Source organism: Mycobacterium parascrofulaceum ATCC BAA-614 (assembly GCF_000164135.1).
Taxonomy (GTDB): Bacteria; Actinomycetota; Actinomycetes; order Mycobacteriales; family Mycobacteriaceae; genus Mycobacterium; species Mycobacterium parascrofulaceum.
This window is the reverse complement of sequence record NZ_GG770557.1, coordinates 100,785-124,174: the sequence shown is the minus strand read 5'-3', so window position 1 is coordinate 124,174 and position 23,390 is coordinate 100,785. Positions and strand designations below refer to the sequence as shown.

The following is a 23,390-nucleotide window of genomic DNA, read 5'->3' as shown; positions in this document are numbered from 1 at the left end:
TTGCAATGTTCGCAATGGTCCCGATCGCGAGTCGGTAACACAGATTTAACAGCCGTTGCCTACTGTTCGAGATATGGATCGCCAGAAGGAGTTCGTCCTCCGCACCCTGGAGGAACGGGATATCCGCTTCGTTCGGCTGTGGTTCACCGATGTGCTCGGCTTCCTCAAATCCGTCGCCATCGCCCCGGCCGAACTCGAAGGTGCCTTCGAAGAGGGGATCGGCTTCGACGGTTCGTCGATCGAGGGCTTCTCCCGGGTCTCCGAATCCGACACCGTCGCCAACCCGGACCCGTCGACCTTCCAGGTGCTGCCGTGGGCCTCGGGCGGCCACCACCACTCCGCGCGAATGTTCTGCGACATCACCATGCCCGACGGCTCGCCGTCGTGGGCCGACCCGCGCCACGTGCTGCGCCGCCAGCTGCAGAAGGCCAACGACCTCGGCTTCTCCTGCTACGTCCACCCCGAAATCGAATTCTTCTTGCTCAAACCCGGCCCCAACGACGGGTCGGTGCCGGTCCCGGTGGACAACGCCGGCTACTTCGACCAGGCGGTCCACGACTCCGCCTCGAACTTCCGCCGGCACGCGATCGAGGCCCTCGAATTCATGGGAATCTCGGTGGAGTTCAGCCACCACGAGGGCGCGCCCGGCCAGCAGGAGATCGACCTGCGCTTCGCCGACGCCCTGTCGATGGCCGACAACGTGATGACGTTCCGCTACGTCATCAAGGAGATCGCGATCGAGAACGGCGCCCGCGCGACCTTCATGCCCAAGCCCTTCGGGCAGCATCCCGGCTCGGCGATGCACACCCACATGAGCCTGTTCGAGGGCGACGTCAACGCGTTCCACAGCCCCGACGACCCGCTGCAGCTGTCCGATGTCGGCAAGTCGTTCATCGCCGGCATCCTCGAGCATGCCTCGGAGATCAGCGCCGTCACCAACCAATGGGTCAATTCCTACAAGCGGCTGGTGCAGGGCGGGGAGGCGCCCACCGCCGCGTCGTGGGGGGCGGCCAACCGGTCGGCGCTGGTGCGGGTGCCGATGTACACCCCGCACAAGACGTCCTCGCGGCGTATCGAGGTGCGCAGCCCCGATTCGGCCTGCAACCCCTACCTGGCGTTCGCCGTGCTGCTGGCCGCCGGGCTGCGCGGGGTGGAGAAGGGCTACGTGCTGGGGCCGCAGGCCGAGGACAACGTGTGGGACCTGACGCCCGAGGAGCGGATCGCGATGGGGTACCGCGAGCTGCCGAGCAGCCTGGACGCCGCGCTGCGGGCCATGGAGTCCTCGGAGCTCGTCGCGGAGACGTTGGGCGAGCACGTTTTTGACTTCTTCCTGCGCAACAAGCGCACCGAATGGGCCAACTACCGCAGTCACGTCACCCCGTATGAGCTGAGCACCTACCTGTCGCTCTAGCCGGCACCGCCGTCGACGCCCAGCCCGCCTTGCCGCTGCAGGCCAGGGGGTTGAGATACGGTCGTGGGCGTGACCAAACCCGCGACGCAGCGCCCCCGGCTGCCCAGCGTGGGCCGGCTCGGCCTGGTCGACCCCACCGCGGGTGAGCGCCTGACGCAGCTGGGTTGGTACGGCCACGACGACCAGGCCCACGTCGACCTGCTGTGGTCGCTGTCGCGCGCACCCGACCCCGACGCCGCGCTGCGCGCGCTGCTCCGGTTGGCGGAGAACCCGGAGACCGACTGGGACGAGCTCAACGCCGCGCTACTCACCGAACGGCCGCTGCGCGGGCGGCTGTTCGCCGTGCTCGGCTCGTCGCTGGCGCTGGGGGACCACCTGGCCGCCCACCCGGAGTCGTGGAAACTGTTGCGCGGCAAGGCGAAACTGCCGACGCACGAGGAGCTGCGGGCGGCGTTCACCGAGTGCGTCGACGGGGCGCTGCAGGCGCCCGGCTCGGCGGTGGCCCGCCTGCAGACCCTATACCGCGACCAGCTGCTGGTGCTGGCCGCGCTCGACCTGGCCGCGACGGTGGAAGACGAACCGGTGCTGCCGTTCACCGTGGTGGGCGCCCAGCTGTCGGACCTGGCGGACGCCGCGCTGGCGGCCGCGCTGGGGGTGGCCGAGGCCGCCGTGTGCGGCGACCGCACACCACCGCGGCTGGCGGTGATCGCGATGGGCAAATGCGGTGCCCGCGAACTGAACTACGTCAGCGACGTCGACGTCATCTTCGTGGGCGAGCGCGCCGACCCGCTCACCACCCGCTTGGCCGGCGAGATGATGCGGGTCGCCTCGGAAGCCTTCTTCCAGGTCGACGCCGGGCTGCGGCCGGAGGGCCGCAGCGGCGAGCTGGTTCGCACCGTCGAATCGCACGTCGCCTACTACCAGCGCTGGGCCAAGACGTGGGAGTTCCAGGCGTTGCTGAAAGCCCGCGCGGCCGTGGGGGATCGGGAGCTCGCCGAGCGGTACCTGGCCGCGCTGATGCCGATGGTGTGGGTCGCCTGCGAGCGGGAGGATTTCGTCGTCGAGGTGCAGGCCATGCGCCGCCGGGTCGAGCAGCTGGTGCCCGCCGACGTCCGCGGCCGCGAGATCAAACTGGGCAGCGGCGGGTTGCGCGACGTGGAGTTCGCGGTGCAGCTGCTGCAGCTGGTGCACGGCCGCAGCGACGATTCGCTGCACGTGGCGTCGACGGTGGACGCGCTGGACGCGCTGGGCCGGGGCGGCTACATCGGGCGCGAGGACGCGGCGAACCTGACCGCCTCCTACGAGTTCCTCCGGCTGCTCGAGCACCGGCTACAGCTGCAGCGGCTCAAGCGCACCCACCTGTTGCCCGAGGCTGACGACGAGGAGGCGGTGCGCTGGCTGGCGCGCGCCGCACACATCCGGCCCGACGGGCGCAACGACGCCGCCGGCGTGCTGCGCGAGGAGCTGCGGCACCAGAACCTGCGGGTGTCGCAGCTGCACGCCAAACTCTTCTATCAGCCGCTGCTGGAGTCGATCGGTCCGGCGGGCCTGGAGATCGGGCACGGCATGACGGCGGAGGCGGCCGAACGCCAGCTGGCCGCGCTCGGTTACGAGGGGCCGCAGACGGCGTTGAAACACATGTCGGCGCTGGTCAACCAGAGCGGCCGGCGGGGCCGGGTGCAGTCGGTGCTGTTGCCCCGGCTGCTGCACTGGATGTCGTACGCGCCCGACCCCGACGGCGGGCTGCTGGCCTACCGGCGGCTGTCCGAGGCGCTGGCCGGCGAGAACTGGTACCTGTCGACGCTGCGCGACAAGCCGGCGGTGGCCAAGCGGCTCATGCACGTGCTGGGCACGTCCGCCTACGTGCCGGACCTGCTGTTGCGGGCGCCCAGGGTGATCCAGGACTACAGCGACGGGGCGGCGGGGCCGAAACTGCTCGAGTCGGATCCCGCCGCGGTGGCGCGGGCGCTGGTCGCCTCGGCCGGGCGCCACCCCGACGCGGTGCGCGCGATCGCGGCCGCCCGCACGCTGCGCCGCCGCGAGCTGGCCCGCATCGGCTCGGCGGACCTGCTCGGCTTTTTGGAGGTCACCGACGTGTGCCGGGGGCTCACCTCGGTGTGGGTGGCCGTGCTGCAGGCCGCGCTGGACGCGATCGTCCGCGCCAACCTGCCCAGCGACGGGTCCGGGAAAGCGCCGGCGGCCATCGCGGTGATCGGCATGGGCAGGCTGGGCGGTGCCGAGCTGGGCTACGGGTCCGACGCCGACGTGATGTTCGTCTGCGAGGCCGCGCCCGGCGTCGAGGACTCGGCGGCGATCCGGTGGTCGACGACCGTCGCCGAACAGGTGCGCACGCTGCTGGGCACGCCCAGCGTCGACCCGCCGCTGGAGGTGGACGCCAACCTGCGGCCCGAGGGGCGCCAGGGTCCGCTGGTGCGCACGCTGGGCGCCTACGCCGCCTACTACGAGCAGTGGGCGCAGCCGTGGGAGATCCAGGCCCTGTTGCGCGCGCACGCGGTCGCCGGCGACGCGGAGCTCGGCCAGCGGTTCATGTTGATGGCCGACAAGACGCGCTACCCGCCCGACGGGGTGTCCGCCGAGGCGGTCCGCGAGATCCGCCGCATCAAGGCCCGCGTCGAGTCCGAGCGGCTGCCGCGCGGCGCCGACCCCAACACGCACACAAAGCTGGGCCGCGGGGGACTGGCCGACATCGAATGGACCGTGCAGCTGATGCAGCTGCGGTACGCGCACGAAATTCCGGCCCTGCACAACACCTCCACGCTGCAGTGCCTGGACGCGATCGCCGCCGCCGGGCTGGTGGACGCCGAGGAGGTCGACCTGCTGCGGCAGGCGTGGCTGACCGCCACCCGGGCCCGCAACGCGCTGGTGCTGGTCCGCGGCAAGCCGACCGACCAGCTGCCCGGGCCGGGACGCCAGCTCAACGCGGTCGCGGTGGCGGCCGGCTGGCCGAGCGACGACGGCGGGGAGTTCTTGGACAACTATCTGCGGGTCACCCGACGCGCAAAGGCCGTGGTACGGAAGGTGTTTGGGAGTTGAGTCAGGAGACCGGCGCGTTGGACGCCATATTCGAGGTGCTCGACGCGGAGGAGGCGCAACGGGTGACTGCCCGGTACGCCCCGCTGGCCGACGCCGTCCGGGAACTCATCGACGCCACCATCCACACCGCGGCCGACGACGACGTCGTCGCCGACGCGCGCACCGCGATCGAGGCCGTCACCAAGTCGTTGCGGCAACGGACCCGGCCGATCGGGGTGAGCTACCGCGTCGACGGCGCGCGACCGCTGACGCTGGGCAACGCCGCGATCGGCCTGGGCAATCCGATCGCGCCGCCGCTCATCATCCACCACGACGGCGGCGGGCGCTGCTGGAGCGAGTTCGTGCTCGGGTCGGCCTACGAGGGCCCGCCCAAGCTGGTGCATGGCGGCGTCAGCGCCCTCGTGCTCGACCACATGCTCGGCGAGGCGGCCAGCGAAGGGCTGTCCAAGGCCCGTTTCACCGGGACGATCACGGTGAAGTACCTGCGCGGGACCCCGCTGGGCCCGCTCCGCTGCGAGGCGTGGGTCGACGGCAAGGAGGGACGCAAAGTCTTTGCGCGCGGCACCATTTCGGACGCCGCGGGCGTCACCGTGGAGGCCGAGGGCGTCTTCATCGAGCCGGCGTGGGCGCGGGAAGCGGAATGAAGTTCTACATCAGCAGCGCCTTTTTGAACACCCGCGAGATCATCGAGCTCGCCAGGGCCGCAGACGAACTCGGCTACGACGGCATCGGGATTCCCGACCACGTCGTCAACCTGGAGACGCTGGACACGCCGTACCCCTACACCAAGGACGGCGAGCGGCGCTGGCAGCCGTTCACCGACTGGCCCGATCCGTGGGTGCTGGCCGGGGCGCTGGCTCAGGTCACCACGCGCCTGCGGTTCGTCACCACCGTCTACATCCCGGCGATGCGAAACCCGTATTCGGCCGCCAAAGCCATTGGCACCGCGGCGGTTCTGGCGTCGGGACGGGTGGAGCTCGGCATCGGCGTCGGCTGGTGCCGGGAGGAATTCGCGTTGATGGGCGAACGCTTCGAGGCGCGTGGGAAGCGGACCGACGAGATCATCCACCTGATGCGGGCGCTGTGGCGCCCGGGCTGGACGGAGTTCGAGGGCGCGTTCTACACCGCGCCGCGGCTCGAGATGGAGCCGACGCCGCCGCCGATCCCGGTGTACGTCGGCGGGCTCAGCGACATCGCGCTGCGCCGCGCCGCCCGCAACGACGGCTGGATCGGCGACCTGATCAAGACCGAACGAGCCATCGAGGCGGTGGGCCGGTTGCGGGAGTTGCGGGCCGAAAACGGTTTGTCGATGGACGATTTCACCATCCTCACGCCGCTGACCGACGCGTTCACCACCGCCGACTACCAGCGCGCCGCCGACGCCGGCATCACGGGCATCATCACCATGCCCTGGATGTTCTACACCGGGCCGGACGCGTCGCTGGACGACAAGATCGATGGCATGCAGCGGTTCCGCAAGGACCTGGCGCTCGACGCTTCCTTCCCGGCGCGCCGCGACACATAACCTGTTGCGACGACGCGCCGCGGACGTTCGCAGAGGTTTATGAGTCGTCGTTCGCTTCGGAGCTCTCGCCTACCTGCTGTTCGTGTTTAGCCGAGACGGCCGCCCACCAAGGCGAAAGCGCCCGCGCGATACCGATCGCGCGGGCGCTTTCGTTGTTCAGGCCTAGACGTCGTAGTACAGGGCGAACTCGTACGGGTGCGGCCGGATCTGCACCGGCAGGATCTCGTTCTCGCGCTTGAAGCTGATCCACGTCTCGATCAGGTCCGGCGTGAAAACGCCGCCCTCGGTGAGGTATTCGTGGTCCTCTTCCAGCCGGTCGATCACCGCGGACAGCTGGGTGGGCGCCTGCGGGATGTTGGCGGCCTCCTCGGGCGGCAACTCGTAGAGGTCCTTGTCGACCGGGGCCTGCGGCTCGATCTTGTTCTTGATGCCGTCGAGCCCGGCCATCAGCATCGCCGAGAACGCCAGGTACGGATTGCCCGACGAGTCGGGGCAACGGAATTCGAGCCGCTTGGCCTTGGGGTTGCTGCCGGTGATCGGGATGCGGACGCAGGCGGACCGGTTGCGCTGGCTGTAGACCAGGTTGATCGGCGCCTCGTAACCGGGGACCAGCCGCTTGTAGGAGTTGACGGTCGGGTTGGTGAACGCCAGCAGCGACGGGGCGTGGTGCAGCAGGCCGCCGATGTAGTGGCGGGCGGTGTCCGACAGGCCGGCGTAGCCGGTCTCGTCGTACATCAGCGGGCTGCCGTCCTTCCACAGCGACTGGTGGGTGTGCATGCCCGAGCCGTTGTCGCCGAACAGCGGCTTGGGCATGAACGTGACGGTCTTGCCGGCCTGCCACGCCGTGTTCTTGACGATGTACTTGTACAGCTGCATGTCGTCGGCGGCGTGCAGCAGCGTGTTGAACTTGTAGTTGATCTCGGCCTGCCCGCCGGTGCCCACCTCGTGGTGGCCCTTCTCCAGGCTGAAGCCGGCCTTGATCAGGTTGGACAGCATGTCGGCGCGCAGGTCGACGTAGTGGTCGACCGGAGCGACCGGGAAGTAGCCACCCTTGGGGCGGACCTTGTAGCCGCGGTTGGGGCTGCCGTCGTTCTCGGTCGGCTCGCCGGTGTTCCACCAGCCCGAGATCGCGTCGACCTCGTAGAAGGAGCCATTGGTGCGCGAGTCGAAGCTCACCGAGTCGAAGATGTAGAACTCGGCCTCGGCGCCGAAGTAGGCGGTGTCGGCGACGCCGGTGCTGATCAGGTAGTTCTCCGCCTTGCGGGCGATGTTGCGCGGGTCGCGCGAGTACGGCTCGAGCGTGAACGGGTCATGCACGAAGAAGTTCAGGTTCAACGTCTTGTGTTCGGTGAACAGGTCGATCTGCGCCGTCGCGGGGTCGGGGAGGAGCAGCATGTCGGACTCGTGGATGGACTGGAATCCGCGAATCGACGAGCCGTCGAAGGCCAGGCCGTCCTCGAAGACGCTCTCATCGAAAAACGAAACCGGAATCGTGAAGTGCTGCATGATGCCTGGCAAGTCACAGAACCGGACGTCGACAAACTCGACGTTCTCGTCCTTGACGAGTTTGAAGACGTCGTCGGGCGTCGTTTCCGTCACAGAAATGCTCCTTTACTCGGTGAGATCCGCGGCCTGACGCTATGGAGCAGATGTTGCCCGCCAGTCAACCCCGTGTTGCGCGCAGGTTACGCGACCGGTGTCGTCCACAAAAGAGGCGGCACCGGCGGCGGTTCTATTGTGGGGCCATGGATCGCAAGATCGTATCTGGTCCCGCGCGCGGGCGCAGCGTTGTCTTCCCGCCCCGGGCCGGGCAGGTCGGGACGCCGAACGCCGGTCTCGGCCGATGACGCCGGAATCGCGATCCGCCTACCCGGGCGAGCGGCTGGGCCTGCCGGAAAACGGGCCGGGTTCCCTGGCCCCGATGGGACGGCGGCTGGGCGCTCTGATGATCGATTGGCTGATCTCCTACGGACTGGCGGCGCTGGCCCTGCGTTTCGGCGCGTTTTCCGAACACACGCTGTCGACGGCCGTGCTGGCCATCTGGTTCGTGCTGGGTGTGGTCTCGGTGCGGCTGTTCGGCTTCACGCCCGGGCAGCTGGCGCTGGGCCTGCGGGTGGTCACGGTCGACGGGCAGGGGGCGGTCGGCATCGTCCGGGCGGTGGTGCGGGGCGTGCTCGTCGGGACCGTCGTGCCCGCGTTGTTCACCGACTGGGACGGCCGCGGCCTGCAGGATCGGCTGACGGCGACGGCGGTGGTGCGTCGCTGAAGCGATGGCGGCGATCCGCCGCGTTACTTCCGGCGGACGGTGCGCTGCACCCCGCGCATCTTGCCGGCGTTGGGCAGCGGCCCCTTCGGCAGGACGGCGGCGCCGGCCCGCGTCCCCAGCGCGGCCAACCGGGACTCCAGCGTGTCCATCTGTTTGACGGTGATGTTGGCCGGCAGGCGGTTGAGGTGGCGCTCCAACTTGGCCAGCGGAACCTCGTCATCCCCGTTGCCGACGACGAAGTCGTAGATCGGCACGTCGCCGATCAGCCGCGCGGTGCGCTTCTTCTCCTGTGCCAGCAGCGGCCGGACCCGGGCCGACGACCCTTCCCCGACCAGGATGACGCCGGGCCGGCCGATGACCCGGTGCACCGCGTCGAGGTGGCCGGTTGCGGCCACGCCGGGGGTGACTCGCCATTTGCCGCGCAGGTTGTCCAAAGCCCATGCGGCCGCGCCGGTTTGGCCCTCGGCCTTGCTGTAGATGCTCTTCTGGGCGCGCCGGCCGAACACGATGAAGGCCGCCAGCGCGCCCAGCACCACCCCCAGCGGGATCAGCGTGATCATCGTCAGCCCGCCGGCCCACACACCGACCCCCACCGAGGCGGCCACGATCAAAACGAAGGCGCCGATCATGTAGGGCAGCAGCCGCTTGTCCTCGCGACGCTGCAGGTTGAACGCCTGCCACAGCTGGGCGCGGCGCTCCTTGGCGGCGGCCTTGCGCGCGGCCTGCGCCTGCGCCCGGGCGGCCTTGTTCTCAGCGGCGGTGCGGGGTTTAGCCATAGTCAAAGAATACGTACCGGCGGCGCCGCCACGGCGGCGCGGCGTCCTCAGGCGCGGGTACGCGCGGCTTGCTCGTAGAGCCGGCCCGCCCGATAGGACGACCGCACCAGCGGCCCGGCCAGCACCCCGGCGAAGCCCAGCCCCTCGGCATGCCGGGCGAACTCGACGAACTCCTCGGGCCGCACCCAGCGCTCGACCGGGTGGTGCCGCGTCGACGGCCGCAGGTATTGGGTGATGGTGACGATGTCGCAGCCCGCACCCCGGAGGTCGGCCAGGGCGGTGCGCACCTCGTCGGGGGTCTCGCCCAGCCCGAGGATCAGGTTGCTCTTGGTGACCAGCCCGGCGTCACGCGCCGCGGTGATGACGTCGAGGCTGCGCTGGTAGCTGAAGGCCGGGCGGACCCGCTTGAAGATGCGGGGCACGGTTTCGACGTTGTGCGCCAACACTTCCGGCCGTGATTCGAACACCTCGGCAAGGCGTGCCGGCTCGCCGTTGAAGTCGGGGATCAACAGCTCGACGCCCGTCGCCGGGTTGAGCTCCTTGATCGCGCGCACCGTCTCGGCGTACAGCCAGGCCCCGCCGTCGGGCAGGTCGTCGCGGGCCACCCCGGTGATGGTGGCGTAGCGCAGCCCCATGGTCCGCACGCTGTCGGCGACGCGCCTCGGCTCGTCGCGGTCCAGCGCGGCCGGCTTCCCGGTGTCGATCTGGCAGAAGTCACAGCGCCGAGTGCACTGGTCACCACCGATGAGGAAGGTGGCTTCCCGGTCCTCCCAGCATTCGAAGATGTTGGGGCAGCCGGCCTCTTCGCAGACCGTGTGCAGCCCCTCGCGGCGGACCAGGCCCTTCAACTGGGTGTATTCGGGCCCCATGCGGGCCCTGACCTTGATCCACGGCGGCTTGCGTTCGATCGGGGTTTGCGCGTTGCGGACCTCGAGGCGCAGCAGTTTGCGTCCTTCGGGTGCGACAGTCACATGGCTGATGCTACGCGCGTGCCGGGGTGTTCCCGGACCGGCAGGGCGCCGTCCAGGGCGGCGCAGACGGCGCCGGCGACGGCCGCGCGGACGTCGTCGACCGCCACCGGGCGTCCCAGCTCCGCCGACAACGACGTCACGCCGGCGTCGGTGATGCCGCACGGGACGATCGTCGCGAACGCGCCGAGGTCGCAGTCGCAGTTGAGCGCGAACCCGTGCAGGGTGGTCGCCCGCGAGACCCGGACGCCGATCGCGGCGACCTTGCGGTCGGGCCGTGCCCCGTCGCCCGCCACCCACACCCCGGACCGGCCGTGCACGCGGCAGGTGTCCAGGCCCAGGTCGGCGCACACCTTGATCAGCGCCTCTTCCAGGCGCCGGACGTAATTCACCACGTCGAGCGGTTCGCCCAGCCCGATGATCGGATAGCCGACGAGTTGCCCGGGGCCGTGCCAGGTGATCTTGCCGCCGCGGTCGGTGTCGACGACGGGGGTGCCGTTCACCGGTCGCTCGTGCGGCTCGGTGCGGCGCCCCGCGGTGTAGACCGGCGAATGCTCCAGCAGCAGCAGGGTGTCGTTGCCGCCGGCGACCCTGGCGTCGGCCAGCTCCCGCTGCAGCTGCCAGGCGGTGCGGTATTCGACGGTTCCGAGCTGGCGGACGTCGATCGCGGCCCGGCTGGACCGGATGGAAGCGATCACGTCCGCGACGGTACTCGCCGGGCGCTGACGCCGCGACGCGGCGTCACGCTAGCGTGACACTCGGGGGCGTCAGCCACGCTGGCGTGACACTCGGGGGCGCGGGGGCGGCAGTCACGCTGGCGTGACGCTCGGCGGCGTCAGCCACGCTGGCGTGACGTTCGGGGGTGCGGCGCCGCTAGTCGTGGTCGCGGCGGGCGGTGGCGTAGCCGAGCGCCTCGCCAATGGTGTTGTGGTGGAACTGGAAACCGGCCCGCTCCAGCGCCGACGGGATGGCCCGCTGGCCGACGAGCACGCCCTCGTCGGCGAACTCGCCGAGCGCGGCGCGCACCGCGAAGCCCGGCACCATGAACGGGGTCGGGCGGTTGATCGCTCGACCGAACGCGGTGGTGAATTCGGCGTTGGTGACCGGCGCGGGACCGGTCATGTTCACCGGGCCCGACAGCGCGGTGTTGGAGATGGCGAACAGCAGCGCGCGCACCTCGTCTTCCAGGGTGATCCACGACATGTACTGGCGGCCACTGCCCAGCCGGGCGCCGAGGCCCGTGCGGAACAACGGCCGCAACCGCCCCAGCGCGCCGCCCGCGGGGGAGAACACCAGCCCGGTGCGGGCCAGCACCACCCGGGCGCCGCCGTATTGCGCCGGCAGCGTCGCGGCTTCCCAGTCTTCGCACAGCTGGGCCAGGAAACCCTTTCCGGCACGGTCGTTTTCGTCGACCACCCGATCCTTGGTGTTGCCGTAGTAGCCCACCGCGCTGGCGTTGACCAGGGTCGCCACCCCGGCCTCGGCGACGGCGTGCGCCAAGACCTCGGTGGGAGCGATGCGGCTGTCCCGCAAGCCCTGCTTGAAGGCACCCGACCAGCGGCGCTGGCCGACGTTGACCCCGCACAGATTGACGACGGCGTCCACCCCGCAGATCGCGTCGACGTCGAACTCGCCGCTCTCGGGGTTCCAGTGCAGTTCGTCGGAGTTCGACGGTGCCCGGCGCACGACGCGCAGCACCCGGTGGTCGGCGGCACGCAGCGCCGCGGTCAGGGCGGATCCGATCAGGCCGGATGAACCCGCGATCGCGATGACGGGCTTGGCCACGGTTCGCCAGCCCCCTAAAGACCCAAGTCGGCCTCGAACGCGCCTTCTTCGAGCCGGTGCTTGATCGTGGTGAGGAAGCGCCCGGCGTCAGCGCCGTCGATGAGCCGGTGGTCATACGTCAGCGGGAGGTAACAGACGGACCGAACGCCGATCGACTCGTTGCCGAATTCGTCGACGATCACCCGGGGCCGCTTCACGATGGCGCCGGTGCCCAGCATGGCGGCCTGCGGCGGAACCAGGATGGGGGTGTCGAACAGCGCGCCCTGGCTGCCGATGTTGGTGATGGTGAACGTGCCACCGGACAGCTCGTCGGGCTTGAGGTCGCCGGACCGGGCGCGCGCGGCGATGTCAGCGATGGCCCGGGCCAGTCCGGCCAGCGACAGGTCGCCGGCGTTGTGGATGACGGGGGAGAGCAGGCCCTGCTCGGTGTCGACGGCGAAGCCCAGGTGCTCGGCGTCGTAGTAGGTGATCTCCTTGGTCTGTTCGTTGTAGCTGGCGTTGATGTTGGGGTGGATCTTCAGCGCGTCGATCACGGCCCTGGCGATGAACGGCAGGAAGGTCAGGTTCACGCCCTCGCGCTCGGCGAACGCGGACTTCGCCCTGGCCCGCAGCCCGACGATCCGGGTCATGTCGACCTCGTGGGTCTGGGTCAGCTGGGCGGTGGCCTGCAGGGATTCCCGGGTCTTGTTGGCGGTGAGCTGGCGGATCCGGCTGGCCTTCTGCGTGGTGCCGCGCAGGTGCGCCAGCGCCGGCGCCGGGGTGGGCGGGGCCTGCTGAGCCGCCTTGCCGTCGACGGCCGGCGCCTGCGGCGGCGCGGGCGCCTTCGGGGCCTGGCTCTGGCGTTGCTTCTCCTCCGCCGCCGCGAGCACGTCTTGCTTGCGGATGCGGCCACCGACCCCGGTGCCGGTGATCTGGGCCAGGTCGATGTCGTGCTCGGTGGCCAGCTTGCGCACCAGCGGGGTGACGTAGGGCGATCCGTTCGGGCCCGAGCCGGTGGGCTCGGCCGCCGGCTGCGCCTGCGGCGGTTGGGCTTTGGGTGCGGGCGCCGGTTCGGGCTGGGCGATCGGCTGCGGTTCGGGCTTCGCCTCGGCCTTGGGTTCCGGTTTGGGCTCGGGTTTGGGTTCCGGCTTGGGTGCGGGCGGGGGCGGGGGAGCGGACGCGGCCTCGGCGCCGCTGCCGATCCGGGCCAGTTCGCCGCCGACCGGCACGGTGGCGTCCTCCTCGGCGGTGATGCTGACCAGGACGCCGGCCACCGGCGACGGGATCTCGGTGTCCACCTTGTCGGTGGACACCTCCACCAGCGCCTCGTCGACCTGGACGGAGTCGCCGACCTTCTTCAGCCAGCGGGTCACCGTGCCCTCGGCCACCGACTCGCCGAGTTCGGGCATCAACACCGGCGTCGCGTCGCCGCCACCGGAACTCGGCCGGGCGGGCTCGGGTTCCGGCGCGGCCGCCTGGGGCTCGGGTTCCGGCTGGGCCGGCGGGGTGGATTCGGCCTGCGGCTCGGGCTCGCTGGGCGCCTGCGGGGCCGCCTGCGAACCGCCGGCCCCCGAACCGCCCTCCGCCGAGTCGCCGATGACGGCCAGTTCGCCGCCCACCTCGACGGTGTCGTCCTCCTGGGCGACGATCTTCGTCAGCACACCGGCCGCGGGCGACGGGATTTCGGTGTCGACCTTGTCGGTGGACACCTCGACGAGGGGTTCGTCGAGTTCGACCGTGTCGCCTTCCTGCTTGAGCCAGCGGGTGACCGTCCCCTCGGTGACGCTCTCACCGAGTGCCGGCATCTGGACGGAGAAGGCCATCTTTTCTGACTCCTCGATCGCTCGTGGGTCGGGGCGGGTCGAACATCTCGCTAGCCGTTCGAAGTAACTATCCAAAACTATCCTGTCACTGCGTCGGCGCCGGCACACATCCAGGGCGGACCGCGCGCGGCTGCCGGGGCGGCCCGAACCCCCTTGCTACGGTGTGGCCACTGCAGTTGAGGCGGGGAGGCGGAGATGCCGGCAACACAACAACCAACCCAGCATTTCGTCGACAGCGCCGACGGCGCGCGGATCGCGGTCTACGAGGAGGGCAACCCCGAGGGCCCCACCGTCGTGCTGGTGCACGGCTTCCCCGACTCGCACGTGCTGTGGGACGGGGTGGTGCCGCTGCTCGCCGACCGGTTCCGCGTCCTCCGGTACGACAACCGCGGCGTCGGGGCGTCCTCGGCGCCCAAGCCGGTGTCCGCCTACAGCATGGACCGGTTCGCCGACGACTTCGCCGCGGTGACCGGCGAGCTGAGCCCCGGCCGGCCCGTGCACGTGCTGGCCCACGACTGGGGCTCCGTGGGCGTGTGGCACTACCTGAAGCGGCCCGGAGCCGGGGACCGGGTCGCCACGTTCACGTCGGTGTCCGGACCGAGCCAGGACCAACTGGTCGATTACATCTTCAGCGGGCTGCGGCGGCCCTGGCGGCCCCGCACGTTCGTCAGGGCGATCAGCCAGGCGCTGCGGCTGACCTACATGATCTTCTTCTCGATCCCCGTGGTCGCGCCGCTGTTGCTGAGGCTGACGCTCTCGATCCCGGCGCTTCGGCGCAATGCCGTGGACAACATTCCGGCAGAGCAGATCCACCACTCGCCGCAGTTGGCCCGCGACGCCGCCCGTTCGGTGAAGACCTATCCCGCCAACTACTTTCGCTCGTTCTCCGGCCGCGGTCGGGGCGTCCACGTCGTCGACGTGCCGGTGCAGTTGATCGTCAACACCAGGGACAAGTACGTGCGGCCGTACGGCTACGACCACACGCCGCGTTTCGTCCCGCGGCTGTGGCGCCGTGACATCCGGGCCGGCCACTTCTCGCCGATGTCGCACCCGCAGGTGATGGCCGCGGCCGTGCACGACTTCGCCGACCTGGCCGAGGGCGGGCCGCCCAGCCGCGCGCTGCTGCGCGCGCAGGTCGGGCGGCCCCGCGGGCCCTTCGGCGACACCCTGGTCTCGGTCACCGGCGCCGGCAGCGGCATCGGCCGGGAGACGGCGTTCGCGTTCGCGCGGGAGGGCGCCGAGCTGGTCGTCAGCGACATCGACGAAGCGGCCGTCAAGGCCACCGCCGCCGAGATCGCCACCCGCGGCGGCGTCGCGCACGCCTACGTGCTCGACGTGTCCGACGCCGGGGCGGTGGAGGCGTTCGCCGAGCGGGTCAGCGCCGAGCACGGCGTGCCCGACATCGTGGTCAACAACGCCGGCATCGGGCAGGCCGGGGGATTTTTGGACACGCCGGCCGAGCAGTTCGACCGCGTGCTCGACGTCAACCTGGGCGGGGTGGTCAACGGCTGCCGGTCGTTCGCGCGGCGGATGGTCGAGCGCGGCACCGGCGGGTACATCGTCAACGTCTCGTCGATGGCCGCCTACGCCCCGCTGCAGTCGCTGAACGCCTACTGCACGTCGAAGGCGGCGACCTACATGTTCTCCGACTGCCTGCGCGCCGAACTCGACGCGGCCGGCGTGGGTCTGACCACGATCTGCCCGGGCGTCATCGACACGAACATCATCAACACCACCCGGTTCGACGCACCGGCGGGCAAGGGTGAACAGGTCGACGGCCGGCGCGGCCAGCTGGGCAAGATGTTCGCGCTGCGGCACTACGGCCCGGACAAGGTCGCCAACGCGATCCTGTCGTCGGTGCAGAAGAAAAAGCCGATCCGACCCGTGGCGCCGGAAGCCTATGCGCTGTACGGGTTTTCGCGTATTGCGCCGCAGGGCCTACGTAACTTCGCGCGGATGCGCGTCATCTGACGCTCAGGTGCCCGCCCGCGCCGCACCCTGACGGCCCGTCAGCAACGCCCCGCCGATCGCGATGAGCCCGACCACCGCCAGCGGGATCGACCACATGCGCCGGCTGCCCACCGAGGACTGGCACTGCGCCACGTAGTCGGTGTGCGGGACAACCTGATTCAGGATCGGGATGTTCGCCACGCTGTTGTTGTTCGCGCTTCTGGCCGCGGACAGGTCCGTGGCGACCGCGTTCCCGCAACCGATCGAATGGCCGTTGCCGTCCGAAATCGACACCGGCGCCAAGAGCCCGATCACGCCGGCCAGCAGGAGCACGGCGCCCACGCCCAGGATCAACCGTCGCACCGTCACGATCTCGCCTTTCTTCGTACGGGTTTTCGAACGGTGGGAGATTAGCCGCTGTACGGCGCCGGTAAACCCAGAGCCGGCCGGATTCACCGCACGGTTCGTGGGTATTCCGCCGCGGTAACCGAGAGGGGAACAGATCGTGGTGCTGAGTGCGACGCGGGACGTGCCCGTGCCTTGCGAACGGGTCTGGGAAGTGCTGGCCCAGGGGTGGACCTACACCCAGTGGGTGGTCGGCAACAGCCGCATGCGGGCCGTCGACCCGAACTGGCCGGAGCCGGGCTCCTCGATCAAGCACTCGATCGGGATCTGGCCGTTGGTGATCAACGACGCGACGTTGGTCGAGGAGTTCGAACCGCCGCACAAGCTGGTGCTGTGCGCCCGCCTGGGGCCGCTGGGCGCCGCGCGGATCACGATGTTGCTGCACGGAACCGCACAGGGCTGCCGGGTGGAGATGATCGAAGTGCCCGTGCAGGGCCCGATGAAGGCGGTTCCCAACTCGCTCGCGCTGGCCGCGGCCTACCCGCGCAACAAGGAGTGCCTGTGGCGGCTGGTGGCACTGGCCGAGCGCATGGAGCCGAGCCAGGTGAAGTGAGCGTGCGGGACTCCGCGGACGCCGTCGTCATCGGGGCGGGGCACCACGGGCTGGTCGCCGCCTCGATGCTGGCCGACGCCGGCTGGGACGTGCTGGTGCTCGAAGCGCAGCCGGAACCCGGGGGCGCCGTGCGCAGCGCCGAGCTGACGCCTGGCTACATCATCGACCTGTTCAGCTCCTACTACCCGATGACGGTGGCCTCACCGGCGATTGCCGCGCTCGCGCTGGAGGACCACGGACTGCGCTGGTCGCATGCGCCCGCGGTGGTCGGGCATCCGCGCAGCGCATTAGACGACGACCCGCCCGTCGTCTACCGCGATCCGGCCCGCACCGCAGCGGAATTCGCGCGGCGGGAACCCGCCGACGGCGAAAACTGGTGGCGCGTGGTGGACTTGTGGCAGCGGATCAAGGCGCCGCTGCTCGACGCGATGCTGGCGCCCTTCCCGCCCGTGCGCCCGATGCTGCGGCTGCTGACCAAACTCGGCACGGCCGAGGCGCTTCGGGTCGCGCGGCTGCTGGTCCAGCCCGCCAACACCATGGCGAGCCAGCTGTTCGCCGGCGAGGCGCCCCGAGTGTTGTTGTTGGGCAACGCGATGCACGCCGACGTTCCGCCGGACGCGCCGATCAGCGGCGCCATGGGATTCCTGATGACGATGCTGGCCCAGGACTGCGGCTGGCCGGTGCCGGTCGGCGGTTCCGGGCAGCTGACGGCCGCCCTGGTGAACCGTGCCCGCTCCGCGGGCGCCCGGATCGAGTGCAACCAGAACGTTTCTCGCATCCAGGTGCGGGGCGGCCGTGCCGTCGGGGTGACGACGGCCGAGGGGCGCACGGTCGCGGCGCGGCGGGCGATCGTGGCCGACGTGACCGCGCCGCGATTGTTCTGCGACATGCTGCCGCGGGATGCGGTGCCGCCCAAGCTGTTGCGCGACCTCGAGCACTTCATGTGGGACCCGCCGGTGGTGAAGGTCAACTACGCGCTCGGCGGGCCGGTGCCCTGGCGGGCTGAGAAGTTGCAGGGCGTGGGCACCGTGCATCTGGGCGCCGACGGTGACGGGCTGGTCCGCTGGATGGCAGACCTGAACACCCGGGTGGTGCCCGAGCACCCGTTCATGTTGTTGGGGCAGACCACCACCGCCGATCCCAGCAGATCGCCGGCGGGAACCGAAAGCGTCTGGGCTTACACGCATTTGCCGCGCAACGTTGCCGACGACGCGTCGGCCGACCGGCTCGCCGCGAGGGTGGACCACGTCATCGAGGAACACGCGCCGGGCTTTGGCGCGGCCGTCGTCGACCGGTTCGTGCAACGGCCGTCGGACCTGGAGGCCAACGACGCCAACCTGCACATGGGTGCGCTCAACGGCGGGACCGCGCAATTGCAGCAGATGCTCATCTTCCGCCCGGCACCCGGCATGGGCCGGGCCGAGACCCCGGTGCAGGGGCTGTATCTGGGCAGCGCGTCGGCGACCCCGGGCGGCTCGGTGCACGGCGCCTGCGGTCGCAACGCGGCCAACGCGGCGCTGGCCGCCGCCGGGGTGAGCGGCTGGCCGCGCCGGGCGGTCAAGCGTGCCGTGTTCTCTTTGCTGACGAAGTGAGGCGCTCGACGCTCACCGCCACGCTGGCGTGACGTTCGCGCGCCGGCGCCACGCTGGCGTGACGCTCGGCGGGAGGGCGGTACCCCCAGCTCGGCGGGAGGGCGGTACCCCCAGCTCGGCGGGAGGCCGGCGCCGGACAGCGCTAGCCGCTCACTAACCGTTCTCGGCGATGTCCTCGAGCACCGCGAACATGGTGCGGGTCGGCACACCGGTGCCGCCCTTGGGCGTGTACCCCCACGGGCTGCCGGTGTTGAACGCCGGGCCGGCCACGTCGATGTGCGCCCAGCTCACACCGTCGGCGACGAACTCGCGCAGGAACACCCCCGCCACCAGCATGCCGGCGAAGCGCTGCCCGCTGATGTTGGACAGGTCGGCCACCGTCGACTTCAGGTCCTCCTTGAGTTCGTCGGGCAGCGGCATCGGCCAGCCGTTCTCGCCCACCCGCTGCGAGATCGCGGCGACCCGGTCGCGGAACTCGTCGCTGCCCATCACCCCGGGAATCCGGGCCCCCAGCGCCACCGTCTGCGCGCCCGTCAGCGTGGATGTCTCGATCAGGTAGTCCGGGTTGTCCTCGCAGGCCCGCACGATGGCGTCGGCCAGGATGAGGCGGCCCTCGGCGTCGGTGTTCTGCACCTCGACGGTGATCCCGCCGTACTGCGTCAGCACGTCGCCGGGACGCTGCGCGGTGCCCGACGGCATGTTCTCGGCCATCGGCACGGTGGCGATCACGTCGATGGGCAACCCCAACTGCGCGGCCAGCGTCACCGTCGCGACGACCGCGGCCGCCCCGCCCATGTCGGAAGTCATGTGGTGCATCGACGCCGCCGGCTTGATCGAGATGCCGCCGGTGTCGAACGTGACGCCCTTGCCGACGAGGGCCACTCGCTTGGCCTGCTTGGGCTTCTTGGCCAGCTTCGAACCCCGGTGGGTCAGCCGCACCAGCCGGGGCGGCCGCGACGAGCCCTGCCCGACCCCGATCACGCCGCCGTAGCCGGCCTTCTGCAGCGCCTTCTCGTCCAGCACTTCCACCTCGAGCCCCACGGATTCGCCCAGAGACCTTGCGCGCTTGGCGAATTCGGCGGGAAAGAGGTGGCTCGGCGGGGTGTTGACGAAGTCGCGCGCGGTGGCCACCGCGGTCGCCACGGCCGCGCCGTGCGCGCTTGCGGCTTTCGCGTCCTTCGCAGTGGACAGCACGGTGATCTTGCGCAGCCCCTTGTCCTTCGGCGCGGTCTTGCCGCTGCGGAATTCGGTGAACCGGTAGCTGCCCAGGATCAGGCCTTCGACGGCGGCCGAACAGGCGTCGGCGCCGGGCAGGCCGGCGAGCGTGGTGAACACCGCCTCCGCGGTGCCCAGCGAGCGCGCGGCCACACCGGCGGCGCGCCGGATCGTGTCGGCGGGCCATTCGGGTCGCGGTTTGCCGAGGCCGATCGTCAGCACGCTGGACACCGGCAGCGACGGCACCACCAGGCGGTGGACCTGGTCGCTGCCGCCGGTGGCGTCCAGCGCGCGCAGGCCGGCCTCGATGTCGGCGACCGCCTCGGCTGGCAGCAGCGACTCGCCCTCGGCGACGCCCGCCCCGGGCCTGTCCTCGTCGCCGGTCGAGACGACCGGCACGATCAGCACCGAGGAGCCCGCCCCGCGTTTGGGCAGCGACGTGGCGACGGTGACGGACGGGCTGGCATAGCTCGGTTCGGTGCTCACGGGCAGTTACCCTAATCGCCGGGGCCCGGGCCGGGGTCGGCGGCGTCCCGGCCGTGCAGCTCGAAGGCGTCGACGGGAGCGTCAAAACCCTTGAGGTCAAAGGGGCCACGCGCCGCCGCCGGCCAGTCCGGCAACTGCTCGTGCAGGGCCGCGTCGGCCAGGATCTGGCCCGGGGCCGCGGCCCCGACCAGACGCGCCGCCAGGTTGACCGGACTGCCGAAGTAGTCCCCGTTGATCGCCAGGACGGTTCCGAACGCCAGGCCGGCACGGACCTGCAGGCCCTCCTCGCGCGCCCGCGGATGGTCGACGAGGTCGGCCGCCGCCGTGGCCAGGTGTTCGGGCGAGGCGCTCACCCACATCACCTCGTCACCGATGAACTTCACCACCCGGCCGCCGTCGCGATGCACCACGTCCGCGACCGTTCCGGCGAACTCGTTGAGCAGGGCCGAAAGCTGCGCGGGGGTGAGCGCGCGGGTGAGCACGGTGAAGCCGGACAGGTCGGCAAAACCGATGCCGCACACCACGCTTGCGGAGGTGTCGCGCAGGACGCCCTCGAAGTGGGTGCGGGCGCCGGTCAGGTGGTGCCGGTGGACGACGTCGATCAGCGCCGAGATCCGGGGGACGAACTCCGCGACCGCGCGGTACGCCTGCGCGGTGGCGAGCTCGTCGTTGGTGTAGGTCATCTGGATGTCCGGGGTCCCGGCCCGGATCGCCGTCGACTCGGCTTCGGCGAGCCGGGCCATCGCGGCGCCGAGCACCCGCAGCAGCCCGAACGCGCCGTCCTCACCCACCACCGTCTTCAGCGCGACCCAGGTGGCCAACGCGTCGACGTCGGCCTGGCTCAGCGTCGGGACGTCGGGACCGGCCACGGTCAGGCCGAGCAAACCCCACGCCTGGGCGACCTCGTCGGGGGACAGGCCGAGCTGTTCGGCGGCGCTGGCCATCGTGTGGACCGGTCGCCCCGACCATTGCAAGACATCCCCGGCGAGCCCGAACAGCCGCCCGCGCCGCTCGGCCTCCACCATTTCGTCGACGGTGAAGCCGAGTTCGTCCAGGTACTTGATCAGGTCGGCCCGCTCGCGCGCGCGGACGATCCCGGCGGCCTCGAGCGCCTCGAAGTCCGGGGAATCGACCACCCACCCAAGTGTGCCAGCACCGGCGATTAGGGTGAATCGTCGTGACCGATGACCTTCAGCATGGCCCGCTGGAAGACCGCCACCGCGAGTTGGGGGCCAGTTTCGCCGAGTTCGGCGGCTGGTTGATGCCGGTGTCGTACGCCGGCACCGTCAGCGAGCACAACGCCACCCGCAACGCGGTCGGCCTGTTCGACGTCAGCCACCTGGGCAAGGCGCTGATCCGCGGGCCGGGCGCCGCCGAGTTCGTCAATTCGACGCTGACCAACGACCTGAGCCGCATCGGGCCGGGCAAGGCGCAATACACGTTGTGCTGCACCGAGTCCGGCGGCGTGATCGACGACCTGATCGCCTACTACGTCGACGACGACGAGATCTTCCTGGTGCCCAACGCGGCCAACACCGCCGCGGTGGTCGAGGCGCTGCAGGGGGTGGTCAGGCCCGGGCTGACGATCACCAACGAGCACCGCTCGTATGCCGTCCTGGCGGTGCAGGGCCCGCGCTCGGCGGACGTGCTGGACGGGCTCGGGCTGCCGACCGGCATGGACTACATGGGCTACGCCGACGCCACCTACGCGGGCGTGCCGGTGCGGGTGTGCCGGACCGGATACACCGGGGAGCACGGCTACGAACTGCTGCCGCCGTGGGACTCGGCGGCCGTGGTGTTCGACGCGCTGGCCGGGGCGGTCGCCGCGGCCGGCGGCGAGCCCGCCGGCCTGGGCGCCCGCGACACGCTGCGCACCGAGATGGGCTATCCGCTGCACGGACACGAACTGGCGCTGGACATTTCGCCGCTGCAGGCGCGATGCGGCTGGGCGATCGGCTGGAAGAAGGACGCGTTCTTCGGCCGCGACGCGCTGCTGGCGGAGAAGGTGGCGGGGCCGCGGCGGCTGCTGCGCGGGCTGCGGATGGTGGGGCGCGGCGTGCTGCGGCCCGGCCTGACCGTGCTCGCCGGCGAGACGCCGGTCGGGGTCACCACGTCGGGGACGTTCTCCCCGACACTGCAAGTCGGGATCGCGCTGGCGCTGATCGACGCCGACGCCGGAATCGAGGACGGCCAGCGGGTCACCGTCGACATCCGGGGCCGCGCCGCCGAGTGCGAAGTGGTGCGGCCGCCGTTCGTCCAAGCGAAAACGCGTTAGTGCCGCAGGTTCGGGTGAAAAGCCCGGTCGCAGGCGGATATACAATCAGCGCCATGACCAGCGGCTCCCTCGAGTTCACGGTTTCCCGTTCGGCGCACCCGGCGACCGACGCCGAACGTGAATCCATCCTGGCCGAGCCCGGTTTCGGCAAGTACTTCACCGACCACATGGTGTCGATCGACTACGACGACGAGCGGGGCTGGCACGACGCGCGCGTCATCCCGTACGGCCCGATCGAGCTGGACCCGTCCGCGATCGTGCTGCACTACGCGCAGGAGATCTTCGAGGGGCTCAAGGCGTACCGCTGGGCCGACGACTCGGTCGTGTCGTTTCGCGCGGAGGCCAACGCCGCCCGCATGCGGTCCTCGGCGCGGCGGCTCGCGATGCCCGAGCTGCCCGACGAGTTGTTCATGGGCTCGCTGTGTCAGCTCATCGCCGTCGACAAGCCGTGGGTGCCCGCGGCCGGCGGTGAGGACGCGTTGTATCTGCGGCCGTTCGTCATCGCCACCGAGCCGGGACTGGGCGTGCGGCCGTCGAAGCGGTACCGGTATCTGTTGATCGCCTCGCCGGCCGGGGCGTACTTCAAGGGTGGCGTCAACCCCGTCACGGTGTGGGTGTCGACAGAGTACGTGCGGGCCAGCCCGGGCGGCACCGGGGCGGCCAAGTTCGGGGGCAACTACGCCGCGTCGCTGCTGGCGCAGGCCGAGGCCGCCGCGCACGGATGCGACCAGGTGGTGTGGCTGGACGCCGTCGAACGGCGCTTCGTCGAAGAGATGGGCGGGATGAACATCTTCTTCGTGTTCGGCAGCGGCGGGTCGGCGCGGTTGGTCACGCCGGAGTTGTCCGGTTCGCTGTTGCCGGGCATCACCCGGGATTCGTTGTTGCAGTTGGCCATTGACGCCGGATTCTCCGTCGAGGAGCGCAAGATCGACATCGACGAGTGGCAGAAGAAGGCCGCCGCCGGCGAGATCACCGAGGTGTTCGCCTGCGGCACCGCCGCCGTCATCACCCCGGTCTCGCACGTCAAGTACGGCGACACCGACTTCACCGTCGCCGACGGCCAGCCCGGCGAGGTGACGATGGCGCTGCGCGACACGCTGACCGGGATCCAGCGGGGGACCTTCGCCGACACCCACGGCTGGATGGCCCGGCTGGGCTGAGCCCCTAGAACCGCACCAACGCGGCGAGCGCCACGGCGCTCACCGTCGTCGTCAGCTCGACCGCGGCGCCCAGCACGTCACCGGTGATGCCGCCGAATCGGCGCACGCAGTGCCGCACCAACGCCGCGCCGCAGCACAGCGCGGCCAGCACCGCAACCGGCCCCTGC

The 23,390-nt window shown here is 70.6% G+C and carries 20 protein-coding genes; 10 read left to right on the top strand and 10 right to left on the bottom strand.

Features of this window, described 5'->3' with window-relative positions; all coding sequences use genetic code 11:
* Positions 1–73: 73 nt before the first annotated feature.
* The 4 genes from HMPREF0591_RS21925 (at position 74) to HMPREF0591_RS21910 (ending at position 5,990) form a co-directional block, all read left to right on the top strand.
* Positions 74–1,411, top strand: coding sequence for a glutamine synthetase family protein (locus HMPREF0591_RS21925; RefSeq protein WP_007170855.1), 1,338 nt, complete (start codon positions 74–76; stop codon positions 1,409–1,411).
* Between the two features lie 63 nt (positions 1,412–1,474).
* On the top strand, positions 1,475–4,465 hold the full coding sequence (locus tag HMPREF0591_RS21920; RefSeq protein WP_007170854.1) for a bifunctional [glutamine synthetase] adenylyltransferase/[glutamine synthetase]-adenylyl-L-tyrosine phosphorylase: 2,991 nt from the start codon (positions 1,475–1,477) through the stop codon (positions 4,463–4,465).
* Positions 4,462–5,109 (top strand): PaaI family thioesterase, encoded by a 648-nt coding sequence (locus tag HMPREF0591_RS21915; protein WP_007170853.1) that lies wholly within the window; start codon positions 4,462–4,464, stop codon positions 5,107–5,109. The genes HMPREF0591_RS21920 and HMPREF0591_RS21915 overlap by 4 nt, the downstream gene beginning before the upstream one ends.
* Positions 5,106–5,990 (top strand): TIGR03619 family F420-dependent LLM class oxidoreductase, encoded by an 885-nt coding sequence (locus HMPREF0591_RS21910; RefSeq protein ID WP_007170852.1) that lies wholly within the window; start codon positions 5,106–5,108, stop codon positions 5,988–5,990. The genes HMPREF0591_RS21915 and HMPREF0591_RS21910 overlap by 4 nt, the downstream gene beginning before the upstream one ends.
* A gap of 162 nt (positions 5,991–6,152) precedes the next feature.
* Here the strand turns inward: HMPREF0591_RS21910 and glnA are convergent, their stop codons facing one another.
* The gene (glnA, locus tag HMPREF0591_RS21905; protein WP_007170851.1) at positions 6,153–7,589 is read right to left on the bottom strand and encodes a type I glutamate--ammonia ligase; all 1,437 of its coding nucleotides are present in this window, start codon (positions 7,587–7,589) and stop codon (positions 6,153–6,155) included.
* A gap of 244 nt (positions 7,590–7,833) precedes the next feature.
* Here glnA and HMPREF0591_RS21900 point away from each other — a divergent pair, with 244 nt between their 5' ends.
* Positions 7,834–8,256, top strand: a complete 423-nt coding sequence (locus tag HMPREF0591_RS21900; protein WP_007170850.1) for an RDD family protein — start codon at positions 7,834–7,836, stop codon at positions 8,254–8,256.
* 23 nt (positions 8,257–8,279) lie between these two features.
* Here the strand turns inward: HMPREF0591_RS21900 and HMPREF0591_RS21895 are convergent, their stop codons facing one another.
* From HMPREF0591_RS21895 to sucB, 5 genes are all read right to left on the bottom strand, one after another.
* Positions 8,280–9,032 carry a DUF4191 domain-containing protein gene (locus HMPREF0591_RS21895; protein ID WP_007170849.1) on the bottom strand — a complete coding sequence of 251 codons (753 nt, stop codon included), beginning with the start codon at positions 9,030–9,032 and terminating at the stop codon, positions 8,280–8,282.
* A gap of 47 nt (positions 9,033–9,079) precedes the next feature.
* Positions 9,080–10,003: a lipoyl synthase gene (lipA, locus tag HMPREF0591_RS21890; protein WP_007170848.1), complete on the bottom strand. Its 924-nt coding sequence runs from the start codon at positions 10,001–10,003 to the stop codon at positions 9,080–9,082.
* Positions 10,000–10,698, bottom strand: coding sequence for a lipoyl(octanoyl) transferase LipB (lipB, locus tag HMPREF0591_RS21885; protein ID WP_007170847.1), 699 nt, complete (start codon positions 10,696–10,698; stop codon positions 10,000–10,002). The genes lipA and lipB overlap by 4 nt, the downstream gene beginning before the upstream one ends.
* 175 nt (positions 10,699–10,873) lie before the next feature.
* Positions 10,874–11,785 carry a TIGR01777 family oxidoreductase gene (locus tag HMPREF0591_RS21880; protein WP_007170846.1) on the bottom strand — a complete coding sequence of 304 codons (912 nt, stop codon included), beginning with the start codon at positions 11,783–11,785 and terminating at the stop codon, positions 10,874–10,876.
* 14 nt (positions 11,786–11,799) lie between these two features.
* On the bottom strand, positions 11,800–13,587 hold the full coding sequence (sucB, locus tag HMPREF0591_RS21875) for a 2-oxoglutarate dehydrogenase, E2 component, dihydrolipoamide succinyltransferase (protein ID WP_007170845.1): 1,788 nt from the start codon (positions 13,585–13,587) through the stop codon (positions 11,800–11,802).
* A gap of 195 nt (positions 13,588–13,782) precedes the next feature.
* On the opposite strand from sucB, the gene HMPREF0591_RS21870 reads away from it, so the two are divergent.
* Positions 13,783–15,558 carry an SDR family oxidoreductase gene (locus HMPREF0591_RS21870; RefSeq protein WP_007170844.1) on the top strand — a complete coding sequence of 592 codons (1,776 nt, stop codon included), beginning with the start codon at positions 13,783–13,785 and terminating at the stop codon, positions 15,556–15,558.
* Between the two features lie 3 nt (positions 15,559–15,561).
* Here the strand turns inward: HMPREF0591_RS21870 and HMPREF0591_RS21865 are convergent, their stop codons facing one another.
* Positions 15,562–15,906 (bottom strand): hypothetical protein, encoded by a 345-nt coding sequence (locus tag HMPREF0591_RS21865; RefSeq protein WP_040623613.1) that lies wholly within the window; start codon positions 15,904–15,906, stop codon positions 15,562–15,564.
* A gap of 139 nt (positions 15,907–16,045) precedes the next feature.
* On the opposite strand from HMPREF0591_RS21865, the gene HMPREF0591_RS21860 reads away from it, so the two are divergent.
* Together HMPREF0591_RS21860 and HMPREF0591_RS21855 are read left to right on the top strand one after the other, a co-directional pair.
* On the top strand, positions 16,046–16,495 hold the full coding sequence (locus HMPREF0591_RS21860; RefSeq protein ID WP_040623694.1) for an SRPBCC family protein: 450 nt from the start codon (positions 16,046–16,048) through the stop codon (positions 16,493–16,495).
* Positions 16,492–18,087, top strand: a complete 1,596-nt coding sequence (locus HMPREF0591_RS21855) for a phytoene desaturase family protein (protein WP_007170841.1) — start codon at positions 16,492–16,494, stop codon at positions 18,085–18,087. The genes HMPREF0591_RS21860 and HMPREF0591_RS21855 overlap by 4 nt, the downstream gene beginning before the upstream one ends.
* A gap of 153 nt (positions 18,088–18,240) precedes the next feature.
* Here the strand turns inward: HMPREF0591_RS21855 and HMPREF0591_RS21850 are convergent, their stop codons facing one another.
* Positions 18,241–19,788 carry a leucyl aminopeptidase gene (locus HMPREF0591_RS21850; RefSeq protein ID WP_007170840.1) on the bottom strand — a complete coding sequence of 516 codons (1,548 nt, stop codon included), beginning with the start codon at positions 19,786–19,788 and terminating at the stop codon, positions 18,241–18,243.
* Positions 19,789–19,799: 11 nt separating this feature from the next.
* On the bottom strand, positions 19,800–20,924 hold the full coding sequence (locus HMPREF0591_RS21845; protein ID WP_007170839.1) for an adenylate/guanylate cyclase domain-containing protein: 1,125 nt from the start codon (positions 20,922–20,924) through the stop codon (positions 19,800–19,802).
* A 41-nt stretch (positions 20,925–20,965) separates the two neighbouring features.
* Between HMPREF0591_RS21845 and gcvT the strand changes: the two genes are divergently transcribed.
* Both gcvT and HMPREF0591_RS21835 read left to right on the top strand, forming a co-directional pair.
* Entirely contained in the window at positions 20,966–22,063 is a 1,098-nt protein-coding gene (gcvT, locus tag HMPREF0591_RS21840) for a glycine cleavage system aminomethyltransferase GcvT (protein ID WP_007170838.1), read from the top strand.
* Positions 22,064–22,116: 53 nt separating this feature from the next.
* Positions 22,117–23,223, top strand: a complete 1,107-nt coding sequence (locus HMPREF0591_RS21835; protein WP_040623611.1) for a branched-chain amino acid aminotransferase — start codon at positions 22,117–22,119, stop codon at positions 23,221–23,223.
* A gap of 4 nt (positions 23,224–23,227) precedes the next feature.
* On the opposite strand, the gene HMPREF0591_RS31295 is transcribed toward HMPREF0591_RS21835, so the two are convergent.
* The coding region (locus HMPREF0591_RS31295; protein ID WP_007170836.1) for an adenosylcobinamide-GDP ribazoletransferase at positions 23,228–23,390 on the bottom strand (163 nt) is incomplete at its 5' end.